Genomic DNA, 16857 nt, shown 5'->3' with positions numbered 1-16857 from the left:
CTGATACTTGATCCTTCTTCCGAAGCGCAGCGAAGGAAGCCATGAGCCTTGCCGAAATCGACGACCAGCGTGTGATCGAGTTCGACGTCCGGACGGACGAGATGCTCGTCAACATGGGGCCGCAGCACCCCAGCACCCACGGCGTGCTCCGGCTCCTGCTGCGGACCGACGGCGAAATCGTCCATGAAGTGACGCCGCACATCGGCTACCTGCATCGCTGCGCGGAGAAGATCGGCGAGAACCTCACCGGGCCGCAGTGGATTCCCTACAGCGACCGGATGGACTATCTGGCCGCGATGAACATGAACCTCGGTCAGGCGCTCGTCTTCGAGAAGCTGATCGGGATGGAAGTCCCCGAGAAGGCGATGGTCCTGCGGCTCATCATCGGTGAGATGAACCGCATCGCCAGCCATCTCGTCGGGATGGGGGCGTACGGGCTCGACCTCGGCTCGTTCAGCCCGTTCCTGTACGCCTTCCGCGAGCGGGAGATCGTCCTCGACCTCTTCGAAGAGGTCTGCGGCGCCCGGCTCACCTACAGCTACATCACAATCGGTGGCGTGACGCACGACCTGCCGAAGACGATCACGATCCCCCCCGGCCTCGCGTCGCTGACCGGCAAGAGCCCCAACCTGCAGCTCTCCTGGATCGACGCCTGCCTGATGTTCCTCGAGTGGCTCGAGAAGCGGATCGTCGAGTACCACACGCTGCTGACCCGCAACTCGATCTTCATCAAGCGGACCGCCGGCATCGGGATCCTGCCGCGGGAGATGGCGATCGGCTACGGCTGCACGGGCCCTGTCCTTCGCGGAAGCGGCGTCGATTTCGACCTCCGCCGCGACGGCGAGAAGATCTACACCCGGATGTACGACGGGTTCCAGTTCGAGATCCCGGTCGCTCCGTTCAAGGACGCCCCGCCCGAGGCGATCCTCGGCGACAACTGGTGCCGGTTCTACGTCCGGATGATGGAAGTGGTCCAGTCGATCCGGCTCGTTCGGCAGGGGATCGCCAAGTACCCCGCGGCCGCCGGCACGCACCGCGTCCCGTACAAGATGACGCAGAAGCTTCCGGTCGACGAAGCGTACCTGGAGACCGAGTGCCCCCGGGGCCAGATGGGGTTCTACATTGTCGGCGACGGCCAGCCGGAGCCGCTCCGGGCCCGGGCCAAGAGCTCCTGCTTCTGCAACCTCTCAGTGACGGGGCCTCTCTGCACCGGCGTCCTGATCGCCGACATCCCCGCGATCGTCGGCTCGCTCGACATCGTGATGGGCGAGATCGACCGCTGACCGGCGGACTTCGGGCCTGGCCGCGGCCGCGTGCGCAAGGCACCGGTTGCGGCGGCTGTCCGGGCTGGGCCGGGCTCTCCTGTTCGGTCGCTCCTTTCCGGTCGCCGCAGTCGCAAGGCTGACTTCCGGACAATCCCCAAGTTCGACCGCGCCGCAACTGGACAGACGCGCGCTCGACCTGCATAGTCCGAAGTCCACAGCGTAAGGCCGGATCGGTCGCGGGGACGGGGCGTCGCGTGCGGAAACAGGAGCCGTTTCCGAACGTTCCCGGATGTCGCGTCCGCGCTTCGGCCGCGGGAGGGACGCGAGGTGCCGGAACTGAAGTCCTGCGGAATTCTGATCGTTCGCGGGAATCCCCTCTCCGACTTCCTGCTGATGAAGCATCCCAAGCGGTGGGACCTTCCGAAGGGGCACATCGACGACGGCGAGACCGAACTCGAATGCGCCCTGCGGGAGACGTGGGAGGAAACGGGCATCGCCAAGGAGGCGATCCGCCTCGACCCGGACTTCCGCTACACGCAGCAGTACTACGTCAAGTACGCCCGGACGGACGGCAAGCGGCAGCTCAAGACCCTCGTGATCTACCTGGGCTGGATCGAAGGGGATCCGACGATCAAGCTGACGGAGCACGACGGCTACAAGTGGTTCAAGTGGAAGCCGCCGCACCGCATCCAGGACTTCACGATCGATCCGCTCCTGGCGGCGGTCCAGAAGCATCTCGTTCCCGGAAGTCCGCCGACCGCGAGCAAGGGGAACAAGAAGTGATCCGCGGCGGGTAGCCCCGGCGCCCGGGGCCATCGCTCCTTTCGACGAACACCAGGTTCTTCCCATGAAGATTGCCGGCGCCCAGATCGATATCCGGATCTCCGAGCCTGCCGCGAACGTCGCGCGGATGAGCGACGTCCTGCGGGAGACGCACCGCGGCGGAGCCGAGCTGACGATTTTTCCGGAGTGCGCGATCTCCGGGTACTGCTTCGGCAGCCGGGAGGAGGCCCAGGAGGCCGCGGAAACGATGCCGGGGCCGTCGACCTTCGCCCTGGCGGCGGTCTGCCGGGAGCTGGGAACGCATGCTGTCGTCGGGGGGCTGGAGCGGGACGAGGATCGGCTGTTCAACGTCGCCGTGCTGATCGGTCCCGGCGGAGTGCTGGCCCGTTACCGCAAGGTGCATCTGCCGTATCTGGGGGTCGACATGCTGACGACCCACGGGGACGAGCCGCTGGCGGTTCACACCATGGGCGGTCTCAACCTCGGAATGCAGATCTGTTACGACGCGGCGTTCCCCGAGGCGAGCCGCGTGCAGACGCTCCTTGGGGCGGACCTGATCGCGCTGCCGACGAACTGGCCTCCGGGGGCGGAGACGACGGCCCGCCACGCGATTCCGACGCGGGCCTTGGAGAACGCCGTCTATTTCGTCGCGGTCAACCGGGTCGGCGTCGAGCGGGGCGTCCGGTTCATCGGTCTCAGCAGCATTTGCGGGCCGACCGGCGAGACCCTGGCGGCGAGCAACGACGCTGAGCCGACGATTCTTTACGCCGAGATTGACCCGGCGCGGTCCCGGCAGAAGCGGATCATCCGTGTGCCGGACAAGCACGAGATCGACCGTCTTGCCGACCGCCGGCCGGAGTTTTACGGGCTGCTGACGGAGCCGCATTCGCTGACGATGCCGCGCGACTTGCACCGGTAGAGAAATGACCTTGCCGGACGGGCTCTCTTAGCTCAAACCCAACGTGCCACGGTCGCTGGGGTCAAGGGGGCCTCGCCCCCTTGCCGCCGGAGGCACCTCCATGAGGAACCGTGGTGAACGACGGATGTCCCCCTTGTGGGACCGGCGTTGAGGACTCCACCGCTCGCTTTGCAATCCCCGCGGGTTGGTGAGGGGCATACGACACGTTGTCCGCGCTCGGACGCTCACTCCTTCAGACATCTCTCGACGGCCAGGCCTCCGGCGGGCAAAGGGGCGTTGCCCCTCTGCACTCCCCACCAGGGTGCCCCTGGACCCGGTGGAGCCGCGTGCTGACCACCAGGTGGCGAATACATCGCCGTCACTCGACCGATTGCCGGGGCGAAGGGGGCGAATATACTTTCACAACGCCCCTGTCCCGCCTTCGCCGTGGAGTTCGACGTGCTTGTCGAGATGCAGCTCGCCCGGATCATCATCAGCGAGATCAACGATCAGCAGGTGGTTTTCCTCAAAGAGGTGGATGGCGGCCGTTCGTTCCCGATCCTGATCGGGATCTTCGAGGCGACGAGCATCGACCGCCGGGTGCAGGGGAACGTACCGCCGCGTCCTCTCACGCATGACCTGGTCAAATCGGTGATCGAGGAGCTGGGGGCGGAGGCGGAGGACGTGGTGATCACGCGGCTGGTCGAGCATACGTACTATGCCGCGATCCGTGTGCGGCATCGAGGGGAGCTGCACGAGATTGACTGCCGGCCGAGCGACGCGATCGCTCTGGCGGTGCATTATGAACCGCATCTCCCGATCTACGTCGACGAGGATGTCCTCTCGCAAGTGAGCTAGTTGAGTGCGCAGTTCGAGTGGTGAGTCAAGGTCTCCGATCCGTCCCTCAACGCTGCTAATCGACCGGGTCCAGGGGCACCCTGGTGGGGAGTGCAGAGGGGCAACGCCCCTTTGCCCGCCGGAGGCTTGGCCGTCGAGAGATGTCTGAAGAAGTGAGCGTCCAGGCTCGGACAACGTGCCGGATGCCCCCTTACCAACCCGCAGGGACTGCAGACCGAGCGTGGAGTCCTCAACGCCGGTTTCACCAAGGGGACGCCCGTTACAGACAACGGTTCCTCACGGAAGCGCCTCCGGCGGCGAGGGGGCCGGTGTTGTTTTTCGGCCTCCTTGACCCCGGCTGCCGTCGCACAATGGGTTTGAGCAGGCAGAGCCGTGCTGGCGAGGACGGCGTTCGACGAGACCGTCCCAACTGGTCGTCCTCGCTCCCGCCGTCGACTACGATCTCATGACGCTCAGGTGTCCGCGATCTCCTGGAGTTGCTCCGTGACGATGTTCCGATCCGTGTGGCTGCTGCTCGCCCTCCTCTTTCCCCTCACGCTGCCCGCCCAGGAAGAAGGAACCGCCGCCGCCCGCCGACTGCGGAACCGCCAGTTCGAATCCGCCGCCCAGCAGCGGACCGGCCTCCTGATCCCGCTGTACATCTACCCCGCAGACATCGAGACCCACCCGGCCTACAACCGCCTCATCGACCTCAAACGCCGCTACGAGACTGTTCCGTTCCGCGTCATCGTCAACCCCGCCTCGGGGCCCGGCACCCGCGTCGACCCCAACTACACACGGGCCATCGACCGCCTCATCGGCGCCGGATGCACCGTCATCGGCTACGTCTCGACGGACTACGCCAAGCGCCCCGCCGAAGAGATCCAGGAGGACATCGAACGCTGGGTCGCGTTCTACCCCCGCGTCCACGGCCTGTTCTTCGACGAGATGAACTACGAGGACCGCGACGCCGCGGTCGATTTCCAGCTCTCCCTGAAGGAAGCCGGCGAGCGGTCCGGGTTCTGGCCCATCGTCGCCAATCCCGGAACGGACACCCCCGGCCGGTTCTTTGCCGCCGAAGCCGCGGACTGCTTCGTCGTCCATGAAGGCGAAACGTGGCCCGAGGAACGGAGGATTCAGGGGGACCGCCCCGGCGGCTACGGCGATTTTCCGCCATGGACGCGGGCGGTGCTCGTGCACTCGACGACGCGGTTCGACAAGAACTCGCTTCACGTCGTCCGCCGCTACGCCCGCTGGGTCTACGTCACAGAGGATCCCTATCGGCCAGGACGAGAGGGGGAGGAAAACCCCTGGGACACGCTCTCCCGCCACATGGAAGCGATGTGCGAAGAGCTGGCCCGCTGACTTGGCCAGCCTCGCGGCTCCCGCAAGAGACGAACCGCCGAACCTTACGAATTGGACGCTCCGTTAAGGTTCGCTCAACGGCGACGTATATCACTCGTGGAGGGCAGTTTCGGGCGGTCGACGTGACCGACATCCGTGCCCACGGAGTTGATTGAGGACTGACGGAGTTTACGCGGGAAGTCGGGCAAACGAGCGCGCGGACCGTCCGCACTGCGGAGAGGTTCCGCCCATGGCGTCCCTTCCGTCCAGGCAGCGCACGCGCTGCCGGACTGGTTCCCCTATGGACTTCTAAGCTGGAGAAGTTCCCATGTCCCCGAAAGCGATGGAGTATTCAACGCTGGACGGGCCGGTATGCGGCTCGTTCCTTCCCATCCCGGATACGGACCACGCCCTGTCCGGCGGCGTCAGCACGCTCGCGACCTCGGGACACATGCGGCGGCCTCAACCCGGCGGGCTCTCCGCGCTGCCGGCGGTCTGGGGGGGCGTTTCGCCGGATGACTGTTCGCAGGACCGCGTCACCCGGCTCCTGGATCGGCTCGCCCCCGGACGCCTCGAGAATTCCCTGGGACGTCTCGCACACTTTGAGGTCATGGGAGTTCTCGGGCGGGGCGCCTTCGGGGTCGTCCTCAAGGCGTTCGACACGCCTCTCCGCCGCTACGTGGCGATCAAGGTCCTGAACCCGGACCTCCCCCCGGACTGCCCGTCGCGACGGCGGTTCGTCCGCGAGGCCCGGACGGCGGCGGCGGTCCGACATCCGCACATCGTCGGGATCCATGGCGTCGGCGAGAACCCGTACCCCTACCTGGTCATGGAGTTCGTTCCCGGCCGGACGCTGCAGGACATGCTCGAGGAATCGGGTCCGCTCCCGATCCACGACGTCCTCCGGTACGGACACCAGATGGCCACCGGCCTCGCCGCGGCCCATGCCAAGGGGGTCATCCACCGCGACGTCAAACCGGCCAACATCCTCGTGGAGCATCAGGGGGAGCGACGGGCCCGGATCACGGACTTCGGCCTCGCGCGGGCGGTCGACGACACGAGCCTGACGCAGAGCGGAATCATCCTGGGGACGCCGCTCTACATGTCCCCCGAGCAGGTCCGCGGCGATGCGCTCGACCAGCGCGTAGACCTCTTCAGCCTGGGGAGCGTGCTGTACGCCCTCTGCAGCGGCCACCCGCCGTTTGCCGCGCCGACCGCCGCCGCCGTCCTGAAGCGGGTCGCCGACGAACCGGCCGCTCCGATTCACAGCCACCGCGCGGACGTTCCGGATGCGCTGGCGAGGCTGATCTCCGATCTCCATCAGAAGTGGCCGGCGGACCGGCCTCAGACGGCGCGGGAGGTCGCCGACCGCCTCGCCCGCTGTCGGATGGACCTGCGTGACGAGGCCCGCAGCGACCGCCGCCGTGGGCGGGACCCGCGGCTCCTGGCCTGTTCAACGCGCGATCCGGAGTGGCGGCGGAGCGACCGGAACTGTGCCGCGTTTTACCGACCCCGCATGGCCACTGTGATCGCGACGCATCTGCTGCAGTTCCTGACCGTGGCCGCGGGGGCGGCCCTGACGCTCAAGGTCTTCCTCGGATAACGGACCGGCCGACCGAGTCGGCAGCGAGTGAAAACCCCCGGGTCGGCCGGACAGTTCCGTCGTGGACATGGATGCCACGGGAGCACGGGATGGAAAGGCCGGCCCGGCGGGTTTTGCCCAGTGAGCGACGGTGAAACGAAAGACGCCGGGGATGTCCCGGCGTCTTTGGCCACTCGGCTGGTCCGTGCTGTTAGTACACTCCGACGACCGTCGTCTTGGCGAACTCGTGGAACGGGCGGGTGCCGCTGATGCCGTCCCACGGGAACTTCTCGTAGGGCTTCTCCCGCTCTCCTTCATCCCGCTCCATGAAGCCGGGGATGAACAGCTCTTCGGTGAGCGTGTAGAGCTTCACGCGGCCCGTGCCGCCGTAGGGGACGACCTGGTTGTAGTCCTTGAAGTCGACCACCTCGACCGCCGCGCGGGGCTGCGGAGCGTAGTAGCTGATCTTGTAGTTCTCCTCGGGCGAAACGTCCTTGCCGCAGGCCAGGCCCATCAGCGTGTTGCCGTAGGTCGGCGTGATGTAGACGTTCTCGCCGAGGAGCTCTTCCTTGGCGAACCGCATCCACTGTGAGGTCATTTCGGTGCCGCCGCAGAAGACCCCCTTGATCCCCGCCTCTTCAAGGCTCGATCCCTTGTCGATCAGCCGCAGGGCGAGGGCTTCGAGGAGCTTCGGCGTGGCGAACGCGCACTGGATGTTGTGGCCGGCCGAGAGGATCGTCATCGCCTGATCGATGACGTGGTCGGCGTAGCCCTTGGCGTGGTTGACGTCCCCCTTCTTGAGGACCTTCACGACCCACCGCGGATCGAGATCGACGCAGAAGCAGATCCCGCCGCGGAACTGGCAGAGGTGCTCGATCGCCAGCCGCAGCCGCCGCGGTCCCGAAGGACCGAGCATCAGCCAGTTCGCCCCTCGGGGGAAGGCGGCGTCCGGGATCGTGTGGGAGAACTGCTCGTAATCGATCCAGTGGTCGCGGACGACGCAGCGGGACTTGGGAATCCCGGTTGTTCCGCCGGTCTCGAAGACGTACTTCGGCTCGTCCTTCCACTTCATCGGGAGCATCCGCGTCACCGGCCCGCCGCGGAGGTCCTCGTCATCGAAGAGGGGGAACTTCTTCAGGTCGTCGAAGGAGTTGACTTCCTTGAGCGGGTTGAACTTGAGAGTCTTCGCCTTCTCGAGCCAGTAGGGAGCGCCCAGTTCGGGGTGGAAGTGGAGCTGCACGGTCTCGACGGTGTGCTTGTCGAGGGCGGCCTTCTTGTCAGCGATCAACTGGTCGAGAGAACTCACGGAAAACCTCGGGTGGGATCAACAGGGCGGGCCGGCGACGCTTTCCTCCCCGCCGTGCCGGCCCTCCGACGACGGCCAGGCCTCTGCCGGAAGGACCGATCTCCGCAGGCAGGTGCGGAAAGGGAAGAATCATACTCGAATCGTTTCTGGCGGTCTTCGCAAGGGATTGAAGGGCCGGCTCGTCGCGCCTGCCCGCGCCCGGCCGCAGGCGAACCCGGCAGCCTCCCTGGTGTCTTCCCGCCACCGTCCCCGCGGTCCCGTCCCTCCCCCTCCCCCGCCCCCGCCACGTGCCGAAGGAACCCGCCATGCTGATTCGCCCGCTCCATCCCGATGACGCCGAGACGTACCGGAGACTGCGGCTGGAGGGACTCCGCGACTCCCCGGCGTCGTTCGCGTCGAGCTTCGAGGAAGAACGGTCCCTCACCCTGGCCGAGGTCGCAGAGCGGCTCAGTCCCGGTCCGGACCAGGTGGTTCTGGGGGCGTTCGTCGCGGACGATCTGGCCGGAGTGGTCGGACTCCGCCGTGAGCCCAAGCGCAAGCTGGCTCACAAGGCCTTTCTGTGGGGTGTCTATGTGACCCCCAGCCACCGCCGCCGGGGCGTGGCCCGCGAACTCATGACCCGGGCGATCGAGGAAGCGGAACGCTGGCCGGGGCTGCGGCAGATCAATCTCGGCGTCAACGCGGCAAACGGCGGGGCCCTCGCTCTCTACGAATCGCTGGGCTTCCGGGCGTTCGGCACTGAGCGAGGCTTTATGCTGGTCGACGGCGTTCTGCACGACGAACACCACATGGTTCGGATCCTGTCGGCCGCGAATGCGTGACCCGGACCGCTCCTGAGCCACGCTGCCACGAGGGCCCGTTCCTCGACTTTTCCCTGGCCGAGGCTCCTCTTTTCCCAGGGATGAGGGCCGCGGTCACCCGGGCTTCGCGACAAGGGGATGGGAAGTTGGTAGAATCCGCCGCGAGCGCTTCTCTTCTCCCCCCGCCTTGCGGCAGCAGTTGCGAATGAGTGTCGACACACGTTACGTCCGCGCGCAGCGGCACGACCTCCTCGCCGAGGTCATCCATCGCGAGTCGGCAACCATCATTTCCCGCTGGGCCGACCGCGCACTGGCCGAACAGGGAGACCGGGAGCGGATCCACCACGCGGAGCTGATCGACCATCTCCCGCAGTTTCTCGACGACCTCAGCCGCTCCCTGGCGGAGAGCCGCGAGGACTCCAGCCGCGACCGCTGGGCCCGCGAGCATGGCCAGCAGCGCTGGCACGCCGGATGGTCGCTGCCGGAAGTCGTCCGTGACTACCAGCTGCTCCAGGTCATTCTGCTGGATCATCTGGAAGACTGCCTGGGACGCCCCCTCAGCAGCCGCGAGTTCATGGCGGTCGGCGTTGCCCTCGACGATGCCATCGCGACCAGCGTCTCGGCTTATGTCGATGAAACGGAGGGCCGGCATCGCCTCTCCGCCGACGCCCTCCGCGATCAGACACAGCGTCTCAAGGAACTCGACCGCCGCAGGAGCGAGTTTCTGGCGGTTCTCGGACACGAACTTCGCAACCCGCTCGGCCCGATCAAGACGGCGCTCGACCTGATGTCGCTCGCCTCGGACGCGGAAACGATCGGCTGGAGCCGGGACGTCCTGACCCGTCAGGTCGATCAGATGATGCGGCTGGTCGACGACCTGCTCGACTTCTCGCGGCTTTCGCAGGGGAAGCTCAACCTGCAGCGGGACCGCGTCGACTTCGCGCGGGTCGTCCGGGAAGCGGTCTCGGATCTCCGCGCCGTCTTCCAGCAGTCGGAGCTGACTCTCGATTGCGATGTGGAGGGCGCGCCAGTCTGGATCGAAGGGGACGCGGTCCGGCTGCGACAGGTCGTGACGAATCTCCTCCTGAACGCCCGGAAGTTTACGGACCCCCAGGGGCGGGTTACGGTCCGCCTCGCCGCGGACGGGAACGACGGCGGCCCCGGGACGGCGACACTCCGCATCCGCGACACCGGGATCGGGATCGAGCCGGAACTGCTCCCCCGGATCTTCGAGACGTTCACGCAGGGACGGGCCAGCCTGGAGGATGGGCGGTCCGGACTGGGGCTCGGACTGGCGCTCGTCAAGCAGCTTCTCGATCATCATTCCGGCGAGGTCGCCGCTGCGAGCGACGGGCCGGGGTGTGGCTCGGAGTTCGTCGTTCGCCTGCCGCTGCTGCCGGCGTGAGCGGGGCGCCACGGCGGGGACCCGCTTCGCTCACGGAGAGCCGGTCCAGGCGATGCGGGATGTTGGTTGCGGAGCGAGGCTGCTCCACCGATGCTGGTGAGAGCTTCCCATGTCTGCCTCCACCCCTCTTCCATCGGCAACGGTTCCCCCGGTCTCCCTGCAGAGGCTGGCCGCGGTCTACGCCGTCATCGCCGAAGCGGCGGTCGTCGCCTTCCCCTCGGAAGAGTGGTATCTCGCCTTCGGACTGATGGTCCTCTCGCTCGGAAGCATCCTGGCGGCCAGCCGGCGGACGCTGGTGGACGCCTCCTTCTTCTGGCAGGTCGTGGCGATCATCGTCCTGTACGTCATCAAGTACACGGCGTTCTTCGACGAGTACCCGTTCGAGACGTCGTACATCAACAGCGAGATGACGCGCGACATCGCCTACGGATTGATTACGACGCAGATCGTCATGCTCTACCAGGCGCGGTACGCCGCGCGGCTCCCCGCGACCTTCGCCGTCCTGGGAGGGATGGCGGCGGTCTTCGGCAGCAATGCCCGCATCTACGGGATCCGGCTGGGACGGATCTCGCTGATCCTCACGCTGCTGGTCCTCCTCGGCCTGGCCCTGTTCGCCATGACCTCCCGCCGCCCCCGCCCACAGGTCCGGGGAGAGCGAAGAAAGGTGTCGGTCGCCCGCCTGCTGCTGACCGCGGCGGTCTTCTCCACGTTCGTGATCGCCGCCTCCGCCGGATCGCTCACACTCCGTCGCTACGAGCGGGACCTCGAGTCTCTCGTTCTGAGCTACCTGGCGGGGAAGGATGGGGAGGGGGCGCACCGCACGGGGTATGAGCACTCCGGAACGCTCTCGCAGGTCTCCAACTGGAAGACGGAAGACGACGAACGGATCCGGCTCCGCGTCGAGTCCGATGTCCCCCCCGGGTATCTCCGGGGGAGCGTCTTCACGTCCTATGCGCCCTACGCGGGACGGTGGAGCAATGGGCAGGGGACCCAGTCGGTCGGGATCGGAGGACCCCGGAACGCCGGACGCCCCGCGTTCCCGGGCAACTTCTTCCGGCTCGCCCCGATCGAGGCGCCGCTGTGGCGGCAGATGGTGTTCCGCGCCGATGCGGACAACATCGCCACCACGTTTCTCCCACTGGAGACCGCCTACCTCTACATCAACGAGCCGAACCTCTCGATGGACGAGAGCCGCGCCATCCTCCGCCGGCCCGCCACGGCGGACAAGGGACCGTACGCGGCGCTCCTGCCCCTTGAGCGGCCGCGCGAGGTTCCGACCGATTCCCAGCGCGACGCCGCGCTGGAGCTGGTCGTCCCGCTCGATCCGCGGGTCCGGGATCTGGCGGACGAGATCTTCGCCGGCTCCCGCTCCGTCCGGGAGAAGGTGAACGCCGTGATGGCGTACTTTCACCGGAACCACCAGTACCAGCTCGGGATCGACATTCCTCCGGACGAGGAGCCGATCGTTCATTTTCTGACGACGAAGGCCGCGGCTCACTGCGAGTACTTTGCCGCCGCCACGGCGCTCCTGCTCAAGCACGCCGGCGTTCCGGCCCGTTATGTCACGGGGTACGTCGCGGTGGAGCGCAACGAACTCGGCGGCCTCTGGCTGGCGCGGAGCAAGGATGCGCATGCCTGGGTCGAAGCCTACGATGACGAGGAAGGGCGGTGGGTGATCGTCGAGTCGACCCCCTCTTCGGGGGTCCCGGCCCGCCGCGGCTCCGGCATCGCCTCGGAACTCTCGATCGGCCTGACCCAGGCGCTCCAGACGCTGTGGGCCCGCCTCCAGGACCCGGGGCTGCCGGCTCTGTTACTCGATCTCCTGCAGAAGCCAGTCGTCCAGGCGCTCGCGGCGGGAGGAGTCCTTGTGCTCCTGATCTGGCTGGGACGCCGTCGCCCCCGGAACGAAGCCGGCCCAGCTCTTCTGCACGACCTGCGGAGCTGGCACCGGCTGCTCCACCGGATGGATCGCCGGATGAAGCGGGCCGGTCTGCCGCGCCGGCCCGAGGAACCTCCACTGACCTTCGCCGAACGGATCGAGGCCACCTGGAGCGGGACGACCGCAAAAGAGACAACAGGGGACGGCGAGACGAGATCAATCGGGGCAACGGGCGCGTCTCATCCGGCCGCAGCGTGGTATCGCACCTATGCCGCAGCGCGATACGCGCCTGAGCGCTCGGCGCCACCGCCGGACGTGACGGCCACTCCCGCCGTCACGCCTCCGGCCGCAGCCCCATCCGTCCTGTCCCCCGCCGTCCCGGATCCGTAAGGACGGCGGAGGGTACGGGACTCCTTCAGCCAACAGTCTTCCCGAGGGCCGCTGCGACGACCTTCGACTGCTCCATGATCTGCTGGAAGACCGCGGGCGAGACCGTCTGCTGGGCGTCGCTCATCGCCTTCCGCGGATCGGGATGCATCTCGATGATGAGGCCGTCGGTCCCGCAGGCGACGGAGGCCAGGCCCATCGGCAGGACGAGCGAAGCGATCCCCGTTCCGTGGCTCGGGTCGACCACGACCGGCAGGTGCGTCTTCTCCTGCAGGTAGGGGACGGTCGCCAGCGGAAGCGTGAACCGCGTGTGGGTCTCGAACGTCCGGATCCCCCGCTCGCACAGCACGACGTCCTTGTTCCCCTGGTCGAGGATGTACTCGGCGGCCAGCAGAAACTCTTCGATCGTGGCGGAGGGACCGCGCTTCAGCAGCACCGGCGTCCGGGTCTCGCCGACCGCCTGCAGCAGATGATAGTTCTGCATGTTGCGGGCCCCGATCTGGAGGACGTCCGCGTACTTGGCAACCATCTCGACGTGATGCGGCGTCATGACCTCCGTCACCACCGCCAGCCCCGTCGCGTCGCGGGCCGCCGCCAGGAGCTTGAGCCCCTCTTCCTTCATCCCCTGGAAGGCGTAAGGGCTCGTCCGCGGCTTGAAGGCTCCGCCGCGAAGGCCCGTCGCCCCCGCCGCCTTGACCAGCTTGGCCGATTCCAGAATCTGCGCCTCGGATTCAACCGAGCACGGACCGGCGATGACGCCGATGTGGCCGCCGCCGATCACGAGGTCCCGCGCCCGGACGACCGTCGCCTCGGGCTTGGTCTCCTTGCTGGCGACCTTGTAGGAGGCCAGGATCGGGACGACCTTCTCGACCTCCTCGCAGGACTCGAGCGTCTCGCGGACCGTCTCGGCCCGCTTCTCTCCGACGGCGGCGATGACGGTCCGCTCGGTCCCTTCGATCACGTGGGCCTTGAGCCCCAGATCTTCGACGCGGCGGATCATCCGCTGGATCATTTCGGCGGTGGCGCCGCGCTTGAGTACGACAATCATGGCATCCTCGATCTCTTCCTGGGCGATGGTTCGGTGGAAAGTGGTCTCAACCGCCTCTCCGGAGAACTCACCTCCAGAAATGGCGAAAGGCCCTGAATTCCACTTGGGATTTCAGGGCCTTTGAGTGTTGGGTTGATAGACGGCAGTCGCTCACCCGGCCCGGAAATCCCGGAACAGATACCAAAAGGCATACCCAAACCGCGCGCCCGAAACCGGGGCGGAGCAGAAAGCCAGTTGATAGGAGGAGACAGTCGTCATGGTGGTTCTTGTACCCATGCAAATCGGCAGTGTCAACGGGCGGAGTTGAGAGCAACAGCGAGGATCGGCTCGACACGCGGGAGAGACACGACCTCGTCCGTGCCGGAATCCATGGGGCGGAATGGGATTCCGACGCGAACCTGCGGTTCCGGCCGGTTGTCTAGAGGGACGATTCCGCACCTTGACCATCGGGGGGTGTTCCGATAGCCTTCGCCCTCCGAGATTTCGATCTCGGGCCCATCGGGCTGTAGCGCAGCCTGGCTAGCGCGCTTGCTTGGGGTGCAAGAGGTCGTGGGTTCAAATCCCGCCAGCCCGACTTGATGGAACGAGAAGCCCTTCGGCAGTAACGTCGAAGGGCTTTCTCATTTGCCGGCACAGACTTCCGTTATCAACGCGGCCGTTCAGGTCGCGATTTCCGGGATTCGTCGCCATTCTGTTTGGAAAGACGGGCCGTACTGCTCGAACGCAAGAACGGCCTCCAACGCGAGATACGGCCGCCCCCCGGAAGACTTTCAGAACAATGGGTATATGAACGGTGCCAAAGCCGTCGTGCTCAGGAGGGAGAGCAGGCCGATCAGGAGCAGCATCACCATGATCGGGATGAGCCACCATTTCTTATTGAAGCGAAGGAAGTCGATGAACTCCCTCGCAATACCCGGAGACGCCTCTTCCGCCCGATTGAGGAACTCAACGGGACCGCGGTCCTGATCAGACATGGAAATCAGAATTGTCGGAGGTAGTGGTCGGCGGGGGGAGCCGGGGGCCGTTCTTCCCAGAAAGTCGTTCCGGCGTTCGGACGGCGGTGAAGCGGATCATGCCCCGCCAGGCGCATCATGAGTCCGATCGGAGTCAGGATCAAGTAGAAGGTTGCGGCCAGGAGACCGTACGACACGCACCATCCGATTGGGAAGGCGATCCGCATCCAACCGCGATAGATCCAGACGATTCGCTGCGGCGAGATCGCTCCTACGGCAGCGATTACGCTTGAGGCGGCTACCCCTCCGATGACGGCCCAGGAAGGGACGCCGTGGATCAGCTTCGTCAGGCCGATCGCGCAGAACGGGAGCTGGAGAACCGCGAACACCCGCAGGTCCCTGGAAGTCGGCTCCTTCTTGAGCGAGATCATGTCATCGGCCTCGGACGGACTTGGGATGTCGTGACGCGGAACCGGGAGCGTGTCAGTCGGGCGGAAACGCTTGGCGAAAACGCTCGGCATCCTGGGAGGGGAGCGAAAGCTGATCGCATTTCCGCAGGATGAAGCGGTCCAGAACGAGGATGTCGATATTCGTGGCCATGAAGCAGCGGTAGGCGTCCTCCGCGGTGCAGACGATCGGCTCGCCACGGACGTTGAAGCTCGTATTGATGAGCAGCGGCGTCCCCGTCAGTCGGGCGAAGTGCTCCACCAGTCTGGCGTATCGACCGTGACGGGCGGCGTCGACCGTTTGAAGACGGGCGGAGCCGTCGACGTGCGTGACGGCGGGGAGGGCGGCGCCTGTTCCACGCAGCCGCTCCAGTGGAGGGAGGCTGCAGTCGTCGACTCGGGCTACTGCGGGACGATCGCGGACGCCGGTCACGAACATCATGTAGGGGGACGACCGGCCGGCTGGCCAATCGAAGAACTCGGCCGCGCGATGTTCGAGAACGGAGGGCGCAAAGGGCCGGAACGATTCGCGAAACTTCGTCTTGAGATTGAGGGCGGACTGCATCCCGGGGTTTCGCGCATCCCCCAGAATACTCCGGCTGCCGAGCGCCCGCGGTCCAAACTCCATTCGTCCTTGGACCCAGCCGACAACCTCGCCCGCGGCAATCGACTCGGCGACGCTCCGGCACAGCTCGTCGTCGTCCGGGACAGACCGATACACTGCCTGGACGCGGTCCAGGCAGCGCCGGGCGTCTGCCTCCGTCACGCCGGGGCCCAGCAAGGACCCCTTCTGGCTGTCACGGGGGTTCGCCGTCCGCGGCTCCCCCAGCAGGTGATGCCAGGCGAAGAGAGCCGCTCCCAGGGCCCCGCCGGCATCCCCCGCGGCCGGTTGGACCCAGACATCAGCAAAGGGGCCCTCGCGAAGGAGGCGGCCATTGGCGACGCAGTTGAGCGCCACCCCTCCGGCGAGACAGAGATTCCGCTCCCCGGTGAGATCGGCCGCGTATCGGGCCATTCTCAGCAGGACGTCTTCGAGGACTTCCTGGATCGATGCGGCCAGATCCATCTGCCGCTCGGAGAGCGGCTGCTCCGGCGTCCGCGGCGCCCCGCCGAACAGTCGGTGAAAGGCCGGGGACGTCATCACGAGCCCCTGGCAATACCGGAAGAACTTGAGGTTCAGTCGAAACGATCCGTCGTCCCGGACCTCGATCAGCTGATCCCGGATGGCGGTGGCGTACCGCGGACTCCCGTAGGGGGCGAGCCCCATCAACTTGTACTCTCCGGAGTTGATCCGGAAACCGCAGTACGAGGTGAACGCGGAATACAGAAGTCCCAGCGAGTGCGGAAAGCGGATCTCGCGAAGCAGGCGGATGCGGTTGCCCTCTCCCACGCCGATGGTCGTGGTGGCCCACTCTCCGACTCCGTCCACGGTCAGAATGGCGGCGGACTCAAAGGGGGAGGGGAAGAAGGCGCTCGCGGCGTGCGATTCGTGATGCTCCGGAAAGGCGAACTGCCGCCGATACGCATGTCCCAGCGCGGCGCTCAGCTCACGTCGAAGAAACAGCTTCTTTGTCAGCCAGACGGGCATCGCGCGGCAGAAGGACCGCAGTCCGATCGGGGCATACGCCAGATAGGTTTCCAGCAGCCGCTCGAATTTCCGGAAGGGCTTCTCGTAGAAGCAGACCAGCGACAAGTCCGCCGGCGTCAGACCGGCTTCCTTGAGGCAGTATTCCACGGCCCGATGGGGGAAGTCCGCGTCGTGTTTGACCCGCGAGAATCGCTCCTCCTGGGCGGCCGCCACGATCTCGCCATCGACCACGAGGGCCGCGGCGGAATCGTGATAAAACGCGGAGATGCCGAGGATCGATGTCATTTCGATTTGCTTCGCAGGGGGCGGCCACGCCAGGCGCCGCTTCAGCCCGTC

At 66.4% G+C, this 16857-nt stretch carries 14 protein-coding genes and 1 tRNA gene; 10 read left to right on the top strand and 5 right to left on the bottom strand.

Annotated features, from left to right (window positions below; translation table 11 throughout):
• Window positions 1–41 precede the first annotated feature (41 nt).
• The 6 genes from VT03_RS05460 to VT03_RS05435 all read left to right on the top strand — a co-directional run bounded on the left by VT03_RS05460 (window position 42) and on the right by VT03_RS05435 (window position 6730).
• Complete coding sequence (locus VT03_RS05460) at window positions 42–1283, top strand: NADH-quinone oxidoreductase subunit D (protein WP_075092053.1); 1242 nt, start codon at window positions 42–44, stop codon at window positions 1281–1283.
• A 309-nt stretch (window positions 1284–1592) separates the two neighbouring features.
• Window positions 1593–2048 (top strand): bis(5'-nucleosyl)-tetraphosphatase, encoded by a 456-nt coding sequence (locus VT03_RS05455; RefSeq protein WP_075092052.1) that lies wholly within the window; start codon window positions 1593–1595, stop codon window positions 2046–2048.
• Between the two features lie 64 nt (window positions 2049–2112).
• Window positions 2113–2967: a carbon-nitrogen hydrolase family protein gene (locus VT03_RS05450; protein ID WP_075092051.1), complete on the top strand. Its 855-nt coding sequence runs from the start codon at window positions 2113–2115 to the stop codon at window positions 2965–2967.
• Window positions 2968–3405: 438 nt separating this feature from the next.
• Window positions 3406–3804, top strand: coding sequence for a bifunctional nuclease family protein (locus VT03_RS05445; RefSeq protein WP_075096946.1), 399 nt, complete (start codon window positions 3406–3408; stop codon window positions 3802–3804).
• 489 nt (window positions 3805–4293) lie between these two features.
• Entirely contained in the window at window positions 4294–5148 is an 855-nt protein-coding gene (locus VT03_RS05440) for a spherulation-specific family 4 protein (protein ID WP_156514309.1), read from the top strand.
• A gap of 307 nt (window positions 5149–5455) precedes the next feature.
• Window positions 5456–6730, top strand: a complete 1275-nt coding sequence (locus VT03_RS05435; RefSeq protein ID WP_075092049.1) for a serine/threonine-protein kinase — start codon at window positions 5456–5458, stop codon at window positions 6728–6730.
• Between the two features lie 190 nt (window positions 6731–6920).
• On the opposite strand, the gene VT03_RS05430 is transcribed toward VT03_RS05435, so the two are convergent.
• A complete protein-coding gene (locus tag VT03_RS05430; RefSeq protein ID WP_075092048.1) occupies window positions 6921–8015 on the bottom strand; it encodes a hypothetical protein in 1095 nt (364 codons plus the stop codon).
• A gap of 305 nt (window positions 8016–8320) precedes the next feature.
• Here VT03_RS05430 and VT03_RS05425 point away from each other — a divergent pair, with 305 nt between their 5' ends.
• The 3 genes from VT03_RS05425 (at window position 8321) to VT03_RS05415 (ending at window position 12489) form a co-directional block, all read left to right on the top strand.
• Window positions 8321–8836, top strand: coding sequence for a GNAT family N-acetyltransferase (locus tag VT03_RS05425; RefSeq protein WP_075092047.1), 516 nt, complete (start codon window positions 8321–8323; stop codon window positions 8834–8836).
• Window positions 8837–9020: 184 nt separating this feature from the next.
• The gene (locus VT03_RS05420; protein ID WP_075092046.1) at window positions 9021–10220 is read left to right on the top strand and encodes a sensor histidine kinase; all 1200 of its coding nucleotides are present in this window, start codon (window positions 9021–9023) and stop codon (window positions 10218–10220) included.
• Window positions 10221–10329: 109 nt separating this feature from the next.
• Window positions 10330–12489 (top strand): transglutaminase-like domain-containing protein, encoded by a 2160-nt coding sequence (locus tag VT03_RS05415; RefSeq protein WP_075092045.1) that lies wholly within the window; start codon window positions 10330–10332, stop codon window positions 12487–12489.
• A 25-nt stretch (window positions 12490–12514) separates the two neighbouring features.
• On the opposite strand, the gene aroF is transcribed toward VT03_RS05415, so the two are convergent.
• Window positions 12515–13534, bottom strand: a complete 1020-nt coding sequence (aroF, locus tag VT03_RS05410) for a 3-deoxy-7-phosphoheptulonate synthase (protein WP_075092044.1) — start codon at window positions 13532–13534, stop codon at window positions 12515–12517.
• Between the two features lie 499 nt (window positions 13535–14033).
• Between aroF and VT03_RS05405 the strand changes: the two genes are divergently transcribed.
• Window positions 14034–14108: transfer RNA gene (locus VT03_RS05405), tRNA-Pro, on the top strand.
• 196 nt (window positions 14109–14304) lie between these two features.
• On the opposite strand, the gene VT03_RS05400 is transcribed toward VT03_RS05405, so the two are convergent.
• The 3 genes from VT03_RS05400 to VT03_RS05390 are packed head-to-tail and all read right to left on the bottom strand — an operon-like array spanning window position 14305 to window position 16806.
• Entirely contained in the window at window positions 14305–14508 is a 204-nt protein-coding gene (locus tag VT03_RS05400) for a DUF5989 family protein (RefSeq protein ID WP_075092043.1), read from the bottom strand.
• A 5-nt stretch (window positions 14509–14513) separates the two neighbouring features.
• On the bottom strand, window positions 14514–14918 hold the full coding sequence (locus VT03_RS05395) for an SxtJ family membrane protein (protein ID WP_156514308.1): 405 nt from the start codon (window positions 14916–14918) through the stop codon (window positions 14514–14516).
• A 52-nt stretch (window positions 14919–14970) separates the two neighbouring features.
• Complete coding sequence (locus VT03_RS05390; protein WP_075092041.1) at window positions 14971–16806, bottom strand: carbamoyltransferase; 1836 nt, start codon at window positions 16804–16806, stop codon at window positions 14971–14973.
• Window positions 16807–16857 lie beyond the last annotated feature (51 nt).

Origin of the sequence: Planctomyces sp. SH-PL14, from assembly GCF_001610835.1 — a bacterium.
In the GTDB taxonomy this organism is placed as follows: Bacteria; Planctomycetota; Planctomycetia; order Planctomycetales; family Planctomycetaceae; genus Planctomyces_A.
Note: the sequence above shows the minus strand (reverse complement) of the source record. Positions and strands in the feature narration are given on the sequence as shown.